The organism is Patescibacteria group bacterium (assembly GCA_034660655.1).
Taxonomy (GTDB): domain Bacteria; phylum Patescibacteriota; class Patescibacteriia; order JAACEG01; family JAACEG01; genus JAACEG01.
Genome location: JAYEJU010000022.1, coordinates 31,201 through 39,923, shown reverse-complemented (window position 1 = coordinate 39,923; position 8,723 = coordinate 31,201). Strand labels below are relative to the sequence as shown.

The following is an 8,723-nucleotide window of genomic DNA, read 5'->3' as shown; positions in this document are numbered from 1 at the left end:
TTAACAGAATGGAAAATTGATATAGAAGAAATGAAAGAAAAAGAAAAAGATGATAAAAAGCCAAAAAAGAAAAAAGAAGAAAGCTCAAAAGCCAAAGACAAAGATGAAAAAAAAGATAAAGAAGAAAGCTCAAAAGCCAAAGACAAAGATGAAATAAAAGAAGAAAAAGAAAAAGATGATAAAAAGCCAAAAAAGAAAAAAGAAGAAAGCTCAAAAGCCAAAGACAAAGATGAAAAAAAAGATAAAGAAGAAAAAAAGGTGAAAGACGAGAAAAAGCCGAAAAATAAAAAAAATAAAAAATAAATTTTAAATTATGAAAATATCAACAAAAAAACTTTTTAAAAGCCAAAAGGAAATTACAATTGAATTAGAACAGAGCGAGCTTGCCCCTTATCTTAAAAAAGCTGTTTCTCGTTTAAGCAAAAAATATAAATTCAACGGCTTTCGCCCTGGTAAAATTCCTTATGAAATTGTTAAACAAAAATTAGGAGAAGCCGTAATTTTAAACGAAGCCATTGACGATATTGTCCGCGAAACTTACATACAAGCTATTAAAAAAGAAAAAATAGAGCCGATTGATATGCCAAAAATAGAAGTATTAAAAGCAGCTCCTAACAACCCTTTTATTTATAAAGCAGTTGTTTCGCTTTTGCCAAAAACTAAAATTTGCGATCTTGAAAAAATTATAGTTAACAAAGAAAAAGTTGAAGTTGGCGAAAAAAAGGTTGATATGGCAATTAAAAAATTATCTGAAAGCAGAACGAAAGAAAAATTGGTTAATCGGGAAGTTAAAGAAAGAGATATGGTTAAAATAGATTTAGATATTTTTCAAAACAACATCGCGATTGAAGGCGGCAATGTATTAGGACATAAAATTATTATTGGCGAACCTTATTATATCCCTGGCTTTGACAAAAAATTATTAGGGTTAAAAGAAAATGACAAAAAAGAATTTGAAATAACTTTTCCAAAGGAGCATTATAACAAGAATTTGGCTGGCAAGCTGGTAAAATGCAAAATAAAAGTAAAAGGCGTATATGACAGAGAAATTCCAAAAATTGACGACTTATTCGCGAAATCTTTGGGAGAATTTAAAAACTTAACAGAGCTTAAAAAACAAATAAAGCAAAATTTTGAAGAGGAAGAAAATACCAAAGAAGAACAAAGACAGGAAATTAAAATGTTTGAACAGTTAGTCAAAGAGTCAGTTTTTGAAGAACTGCCGGATGTTTTAATTGTTGCTGAGGTAAAAAAAATGATTCAGGAATTAGAAGCTAACTTATCGCAGCAAGGCGTGGAATTAAAAGATTATCTTTCTCATTTGAAAAAAACAATAACAGAAATTGAAAAAGATTTTCTGCCTCAAGCAAGTGAACGCGTAAAAACAGCCTTGTTTATACGGGAATACGCGATAAAAAATAACATAAAAACATCAGAGAAAGAAATCAATCAAGAAATCAAAAAAATGTCAAAACAATATTCTGACAGTAAAAATAACGACCAGTTTAAATCAGAAAGTTATAGAAATTATTTAAAAAATATTTTAACAAACAAAAAAGCCGTTGATGACTTGAAAAAGAAAATTATAAAATAATTTTTCTGATTTTTATAAAAAAATCCTTTTTCCAGCGTAAAAGGAAATTTTTTATTTTTTGGCTTGACAAACTTTTATTTTGTGCTATTATATATTATTACACGCAAAATATAAATCCTGTTTATAAATCTGCAGACACGACAAGCATGGAAATTTTTTAGAAGGACTGTTCGGCTTTTGCTGAAGAAATCCTTTTAAAAATTTCTGGTCTGCAGTTTTATAAGCAGGATTTTTTCATTATTAATTTTCATCAACAGGTTGATTTTCATCAGAATCAGGATCAATGTTTTCACTTTCAATATTATCTTCATCAACAGCTTCTTCTTTTTCTTTTCCAACTAAACAAACAGCTCTCCATGGACGATAATGGCTTGACCAAATTTCTTCATTAACTTCTCCGTCTGCTGTTGTAATTTCGCGCGTGAACTCAGCGTCAGCTCCATTGTGCGAACTTTCCGTGCATTTTTTAACCCCAGGATCTAAATCCTCAGTTTCAATAATTTTAGTCGGTCCGGGACTAACTATATTAAAAATTTTTGGTTTAGATACCTCAACTTTTCGTCCGTCAGAAGCTCCCCAAAATTCAAAAATTAAATCATCTCCGTCTATTTTTGTCTGAATCAAAATATATTTTTCTGTATCGTTCACAAACTTTACGTCTGGTTTTGGAATATAAACAGTAGCGTCTGTCCCCGCTGGCTCATAATAAAAAACTCTATAAGCGTGAGGCTTGCGTTCAGTAATCGGCAATCCGGTGTTAATAGCCGCTCTAAAAAGAGTTGTTGCTATTTGGCAAAGACCTCCGCCGTATTCAGGCACTGTTTTATTTCCTTTTATAACTAATTCTGGCAAATAACCTGCCATGGCGTTAATATCGCCTAGATTATTAACTAAAGAAAATTTTTCACCTGGTTTTATTAATAATCCATCTAAAGCTTCAGCTCCGATAGCAATATTATGTCGCCTATTATTAGGGCTTTTGCTAAAATTTGACTCGCCTACTCCTATCAATTCCTTAATTCCAAGATCATTGGCGTCTTCTATTGAATTTTTTGCTTCTTCCTCTTCTACCACTAAAAAGGCTGTTGACGTTGCTTGAATTAAAAATTTATTTTCCATTTCTAACAATGTTTTCTCAATATTTAATTTAATGCCGTTCACGCTTGACTGGAATTCAGAAACTTTCTCATCTTTAATTTTAAATTTAGCGTCGCTTGACGGCACGTTAATATCTTTTCCAATGTTTATTAAATAATCAATAATTTTTTCTTCATCAAATTTTACGCTTAAACTATCGTTTCCAGCGCTTAAGCTAATCCAATAGGCTAAATCCTTATTGCTTATTTTTATGTCTTCAAAATCTTCGTCGCAAAAATGAGCATCGCCTCCTTCAATAAAACATTTGTAAGACAATTTAGCCGGAAAAACAGACAATACTTTTTTTACCAAAGGGATTGCTTTCTGAGCGTCTTTTATTTTAACTTTTGGATAGTCTGTTTTCATATACATTTCAATTGGGACGGAGGAAAAAGACTCTAAATTATTTTTTGCCTGCTGAATTGCTAAGTCATAATCAAAGCTTGTTCCTAATTTTTCAGCGATTACCTCAGTTATAAATTCATCTCGTTTAACTTTAATGTTTATTCTCGCGTCTTCCCCTGGATTTTCTAAAATAGAAAAATTACTAATCAATGCTTTTTTTAATTCTTTTTCGTTTAAATTATAGTTGACTTTAATTTTTTTATGATTAAATAAAATAAACGCTTGTTTTTTTAAATTAATCAAAAAATTATCTTTTCTGCCATATTCATAAGCTTTATTGATTGTTTTTTCACAATCAAAAAAAATTATTTCTTTTGACAGCCCTGGATCTTCAGTCGCTATAAAAGTTGATCCTATCACGACTTCTTTATCTCTATATTTAAAAAAAATGCCATCACTCATTATTTGCTCGCTTATTTCGCGCAATTGTTTTAACGCTTGATTGCGCGATTTTCCTGATAAATCTATATTACTGGCTTTTACGCCGGGATAAATCTTATTCTTGTAATAAAATTCAAAACCAAAAATTAAAATGGACAAAAAAACAGCTAAAACTAAAAAATTCAAGACAAAAAAAACAGACCATCTGTTTTTAAATATTGCTTTAAAAATTTTTAGTCCGTTTTTATTCATCTTGATTTCCTTTTAATAATTCATTAAGAACTTTTTTAGATATTTCAGAATGATTTGTAAATGTCATAAACAACTCGCCTTGTTCTTCCTGTTTTAAATCTTCTGGTAAGATATCCTTTGATACCCTTTCTAAAATTCCGTTTTCTGTCTTAATGTCAATTGTTCCGTCTTCATTTTTATTAAAATACCCCTTTAAAGAATGCGGGATCTCAAATTTTTTTTCTTTTTTTTCTTTTTGCCATAGTTCAACTTTTTTATTTTTAATCTCCTCATTTTTTATAGGTTCAAAAATTTCTTCTATCTTTCCTCCTTCAAAATTAAATGCATTCATAAATATTGATAATTACTTAATCTAATTAAGAAGTTATTATAATATTAAATAAAATAATGTCAAGGGTTACTTTTTTTTAAATAAATCCCAATTAAACTTTTTTTGATTTTTTTCTTTTTTGCTAAAAATAAAGATATAAAGAATTTCTAACCCAGCGAAAGTATTGATAACAAGCATCGCGATAAACCAAATTTGGTGCTTATTTTGCGCCGCTTTCCATAAAGCTACTCCTTTCCACGGCAAAACCCAAATTATTGTCAAAACAATAAGCCAAATATTTTCTTGCAGATAAGCTTCCATCATAAAAATAAAAATTATTTATTATTTAATTATTCCACCGCCTAATAATTCATTCTTTTTATAAAAAACTATTGACTGCCCTGGAGTGACAGCCCGCTGAGGTTTTAAAAATTTTATTCTGTATTTATTTTTTTCTTGAAAAACAACGCAATTTTGAGTTGGGTGCAAATATCTTATTTTTGCTTCGCATTTTAAAGGTAATTTTGGTTTTTGTTTGGCAATCCAATTCAAACTTTTTGCTTCCAGTTCTTTTTTGTATAATATTTTATCATCAAATTTATCAGTGACTATTAAAATATTTTTTTTATAATCCATTTTTACGGCGTAAAACGGACCTATGCCTCCGATTTTTATTTGTCTTCTTTGTCCAACTGTGTATAATGGAAGCCCCTCATGCTTTCCTATTTTTTTTCCATCTATTGTAATAATATCCCCTATTTTCAGATTCAAATGTTTTTTCAAAAACAGATTATGGTCTATTCCTTTTAAAAAACAGATATCCTGGCTTTCCTTTTTTGAAACAGGCAAATTTAATTTTTTTGCTATTTTTATTATATCATCTTTCAAATATTTTCCCAATGGAAAAATTAAATATTCAAGCTGGCTCTGTTTTAAATTATATAAAAAATAACTCTGATCTTTTTTCTTATCTTTTGCTTTATATATTTTATAAATGACTTTTGACTTTTGAATTTTATTTTTTGAATTTATTTGTAATTTTCGTATATAGTGTCCTGTTGCCAAATAATCAAATTTTTCTTTTTTCGCTATATGGTAAAGAAGCCCGAATTTTATTTTTTTATTACACATTATACACGGATTAGGCGTGTTTCCACTCGCGTATTCTTTTAAAAAATAATCTATCACTTCTTTTTTAAATTCTTTTTTTATGTTAACAATTTTTAAAGGAATTTTTAATTTTTTAGCAACAAGTTTAGCGTTTTTTTCGTCTTCTTTTTTATTAACTTGCCCTAAATTCAAAAACAAACCGCTCACGTTAAAACCGTCTTGTTTTAAAATAGCCGCTATAACAGCGGAATCAACTCCGCCAGACAAAGCAGCTAATACTTTTTTATTATTGCTTTTCATTATAAAATTTGTTTAATTATTTTTATTCTATCATACATATTATAAATAATACAACAAACAAAAAACGCAAAGTATTGATTTAATTTACTTATTATTTTACAATAAGAACAAAGGAACAATTTGGGCAGGTGGCGAAATTGGTAAACGCACTAGCCTTAGGAGCTAGCGCCGAAAGGTTTGAGGGTTCAAGTCCCTCCCTGCCCACATCTTAATCAATTATCAATTACGAATCATCAATTACGAATTAACTTAATTAATTGTTAATCAAAATTTTAAAAATTATGAATCAAAAATTGAAAATTGTAATTAAAAAATAAAAGTACATTAAAACTAATATTAAGAGAAATATTGAATAATTTAGATATATAATACTTATGCCCAGGTGGTGAAATTGGTATACACGAGAGACTTAAAATCTCTTGGAGGCAACTCCGTGCGGGTTCAAGTCCCGCCCTGGGCACCAATCCTTTGCTGAAGTTTCGGATTGCAAGCTAATAATAAATATATAATGGCTTGTCCTATGTAACTTTAACAAAATAGTGGCTGGGTAGCTCAGTTGGTTACCTGCCTGCCGGCAGGCAGGGAGCGTAGCACTTTCACCCTGCACCAAAATCGTATTTATTAATAAATTTTGTAAAGTGTGTTTAAATTAAGGCGGCGTAGCTCAGTCGGTTAGAGCGTAGCACTCATAACGCTAAGGTCGGTGGTTCAATCCCACTCGCCGCCACATATCTTTGGTGCAGGGCAAGTAACGCTAAGGTCGGTGGTTCAATCCCCGCCCCAGCCACAATTCTACGATAAAATTTCAGCTTGCAAGACAATTCAAAAAAACAGCTGTAAAGCTGTTTTTTTAATTATTAAATATTTAATAATTTTTCTAAAATTTTAAAATTTCTTCAAATTCTTTTTTATCTTTATATTCCCCTATTATTGCCAAATTTAATTTTTTATTCATAAAAATATCTTTAGCGACATTTTGAATATCTCTAACACTAACTTTGTCTATTTTTTCAAAATGCTGCTTAGGAGTTGAAGTTTTTCCCAACAGTATTTCCTGATTTGTTAAAAAATTCGCGATCTGATCCGAGGTCTCCAAATTTATTGAACTTATTCCTTTTATGTAATCTTTTGCTTTTTGCAATTCTTTATTGCTAACGCCTTTATTCACAATTTTTTTGTATTCTTTTAAAATTATTTTTACGCTCTTTTGCAAATTTTTTCTGTCAACTCCGACTTGAGTAACTAAATATCCAGTGTCAACATAAGCCTCGTGTATAGTTCTTACATAATAAGCCATTCCTTTTTTTTCCCGAATTTCAACAAAAAGCCGGGAGCTCATATTTCCTCCTAAAATTACCGCCAATAATTTTAAAGCAAAGCGTTTTTTGTCTTCAAGTCCATAAGCTTTAACGCCTAAACAAAAATTTACTTGATCTGTTTTTTTATAATGCAATAAAATATTTGGCTTGCTTTGGACGCGCAAAATATTGCTTCTTTTTTCTTTTATAAAATTTTTGTTTGCAGCTTGAAAATATTTTTCTGTTTTTAATTTTGATTTTTTAATTTTTTCAGAATTTCCAGCAACGCATATTACCATATTATTGGCAACATAATGACCGCGCAAATAATTTAAAAAATCTTTTTGCTTAAAATTCAAAATATTTTTTTCACTTCCTATAATCATCTGACCCAAAGGATTACCTTTATACAACAAATTTTCAAATAGATCAGAAACATAATGCATCGGCGTATCTTGTATCATTTTCATCTCTTCCAAAATTACCCCCCTTTCTTTATTTATTTCTTTAGTGTCAAAAATTGAATTAAGCAACATATCAGAAAGAATATCCAATGACAAATCTAAATATTTTGCGTTTGCTTTAATATAAAATCCTGTTGTTTCTTTTCCCGTAAAAGCGTTAAATTCAGCTCCTATTTTGTCCAGCTCAGCTGAAATTCCAAAAGTAGTCGGGCGTTTTTTTGTTCCTTTAAAAAACATATGCTCTAAAAAATGGGAAATTCCATTTAGCTTTCTACTTTCATATCGTGAGCCAGTCCCTACCATAATCAAAACCGTAACAGCATTGCTGCTGTCAAGTGGAGCCAAGATCAAGCGCAAATTATTTTTTAAAATTATTTTTTTAAACATAAAAGTATAATGCTAATCCGCTAATTATATGCGAATACTACTATTTTTTATTTTATAATTTGCAGAATTCGCATTTTAATTCGCATCATTCGCATTATGTTATTTATTCAAATTTTATTTTTTTCACTTTTAATTTTTTCGCGATTATTATAAGGCCCACAATAACAAAAAATTCTAAGAACTCTTTCCATGGAAAAGCAAAAAATTCTTTTGATTCCATTGTTAAATTGCCGTCTCCATCAAACATTTTAGCGACAACCAAATATTTTCCAAATAAAAATTTGCGTTCAAGGATACCATAAAAAGAAAGCAAAGAATCAGGTAAAATATTTTTCTCTTTAAGCTGAATAGAGGCTATTTTTTTATCAAATGAATTATATATTTCAATCTGACCATTTGTTTGATAATGGATTTTACCATTATTCGCAAATTGCAATCTAAATTTTACTGGACCGTAAAAAACAAATTTAGGTGAAAATAATTCTTCTATTTTTCCAGAACGCAATAGCAAGTTATTATTTTCAGACTCAACTCCCAATAATATTCTGCTCTTATTGCTTTCAATTTTTTTTGTTATATCATTTTGCTGATATCCAGCAAAATAGATTGACGCGTAATATCCTTTATTCTTCGCGCTTGACGAAACAGACATCAAAAAAACAGCTTCATGTTTTTGCCCGGGACGCAGTTTAAAGGAATAATTAGTTTGCTGTTTTAACCATGAATTAATTAAAATATTATCACTATCATCAAATAATTCAATATTGCCTTTATCGCCTACTGTCTTGAAGCTTTTAATTTTAGTTTCTAATATTAAATTTTCCTTGGTATTGTTTTGGACGAATAAAGTAAAATGCCCCGCTCCGTTAGGATCTATGCTGATTACCTGCTCAGGATTAGAAATAAGCAAATCACTGGCCGAAGCTTGTAAAGCAAAAAATAGCAAAAAAACAGGGGCTAACAAAATTGTAAAAAAAATCTTTTTCATTTTATTACATTAAATGTAAAAATCAAGAGCGTTGTTTACACTTTTTGTCATTCAGGAAAATAGATTTTTTAAGAGAGCCTGCGAGCTTTTAGAAAAT

8 protein-coding genes and 3 tRNA genes are annotated in these 8,723 nt (G+C 29.7%); 5 read left to right on the top strand and 6 right to left on the bottom strand.

What is annotated here, in order from left to right; genetic code table 11:
* A partial coding sequence (locus U9O55_01750) for a hypothetical protein (GenBank protein ID MEA2088546.1) occupies positions 1-303 on the top strand: 303 nt, incomplete at its 5' end.
* 10 nt (positions 304-313) lie between these two features.
* On the top strand, positions 314-1,594 hold the full coding sequence (gene tig, locus U9O55_01745) for a trigger factor (protein ID MEA2088545.1): 1,281 nt from the start codon (positions 314-316) through the stop codon (positions 1,592-1,594).
* 240 nt (positions 1,595-1,834) lie between these two features.
* Here the strand turns inward: tig and U9O55_01740 are convergent, their stop codons facing one another.
* From U9O55_01740 to mnmA, 4 genes are all read right to left on the bottom strand, one after another.
* The gene (locus U9O55_01740; GenBank protein MEA2088544.1) at positions 1,835-3,769 is read right to left on the bottom strand and encodes a VanW family protein; all 1,935 of its coding nucleotides are present in this window, start codon (positions 3,767-3,769) and stop codon (positions 1,835-1,837) included.
* The gene (locus U9O55_01735) at positions 3,762-4,100 is read right to left on the bottom strand and encodes a hypothetical protein (GenBank protein ID MEA2088543.1); all 339 of its coding nucleotides are present in this window, start codon (positions 4,098-4,100) and stop codon (positions 3,762-3,764) included. Before U9O55_01735 ends, U9O55_01740 begins: the two co-directional genes overlap by 8 nt.
* Positions 4,101-4,166: 66 nt before the next feature.
* Positions 4,167-4,403, bottom strand: coding sequence for a DUF5652 family protein (locus tag U9O55_01730; protein ID MEA2088542.1), 237 nt, complete (start codon positions 4,401-4,403; stop codon positions 4,167-4,169).
* Positions 4,404-4,421: 18 nt separating this feature from the next.
* Complete coding sequence (gene mnmA, locus U9O55_01725) at positions 4,422-5,489, bottom strand: tRNA 2-thiouridine(34) synthase MnmA (protein ID MEA2088541.1); 1,068 nt, start codon at positions 5,487-5,489, stop codon at positions 4,422-4,424.
* Between the two features lie 122 nt (positions 5,490-5,611).
* On the opposite strand from mnmA, the gene U9O55_01720 reads away from it, so the two are divergent.
* The 3 genes from U9O55_01720 to U9O55_01710 all read left to right on the top strand — a co-directional run bounded on the left by U9O55_01720 (position 5,612) and on the right by U9O55_01710 (position 6,216).
* Positions 5,612-5,693 (top strand) — tRNA-Leu (locus U9O55_01720).
* Between the two features lie 172 nt (positions 5,694-5,865).
* Positions 5,866-5,952 (top strand) — tRNA-Leu (locus U9O55_01715).
* A gap of 190 nt (positions 5,953-6,142) precedes the next feature.
* Positions 6,143-6,216, top strand: a tRNA-Met gene (locus tag U9O55_01710).
* Positions 6,217-6,366: 150 nt separating this feature from the next.
* Here U9O55_01710 and U9O55_01705 read toward each other — a convergent pair.
* Both U9O55_01705 and U9O55_01700 read right to left on the bottom strand, forming a co-directional pair.
* Positions 6,367-7,638 carry a pitrilysin family protein gene (locus U9O55_01705; protein ID MEA2088540.1) on the bottom strand — a complete coding sequence of 424 codons (1,272 nt, stop codon included), beginning with the start codon at positions 7,636-7,638 and terminating at the stop codon, positions 6,367-6,369.
* A gap of 103 nt (positions 7,639-7,741) precedes the next feature.
* Positions 7,742-8,626 carry a hypothetical protein gene (locus U9O55_01700; protein ID MEA2088539.1) on the bottom strand — a complete coding sequence of 295 codons (885 nt, stop codon included), beginning with the start codon at positions 8,624-8,626 and terminating at the stop codon, positions 7,742-7,744.
* Positions 8,627-8,723 lie beyond the last annotated feature (97 nt).

Coding starts and splice junctions, on each gene's coding strand:
- tig (MEA2088545.1), top strand. CDS start 314: ATGAAAATATCAACAAAAAAACTTTTTAAAAGCCAAAAGGAAATTACA.
- U9O55_01740 (MEA2088544.1), bottom strand. CDS start 3,769: ATGAATAAAAACGGACTAAAAATTTTTAAAGCAATATTTAAAAACAGA.
- U9O55_01735 (MEA2088543.1), bottom strand. CDS start 4,100: ATGAATGCATTTAATTTTGAAGGAGGAAAGATAGAAGAAATTTTTGAA.
- U9O55_01730 (MEA2088542.1), bottom strand. CDS start 4,403: ATGATGGAAGCTTATCTGCAAGAAAATATTTGGCTTATTGTTTTGACA.
- mnmA (MEA2088541.1), bottom strand. CDS start 5,489: ATGAAAAGCAATAATAAAAAAGTATTAGCTGCTTTGTCTGGCGGAGTT.
- U9O55_01705 (MEA2088540.1), bottom strand. CDS start 7,638: ATGTTTAAAAAAATAATTTTAAAAAATAATTTGCGCTTGATCTTGGCT.
- U9O55_01700 (MEA2088539.1), bottom strand. CDS start 8,626: ATGAAAAAGATTTTTTTTACAATTTTGTTAGCCCCTGTTTTTTTGCTA.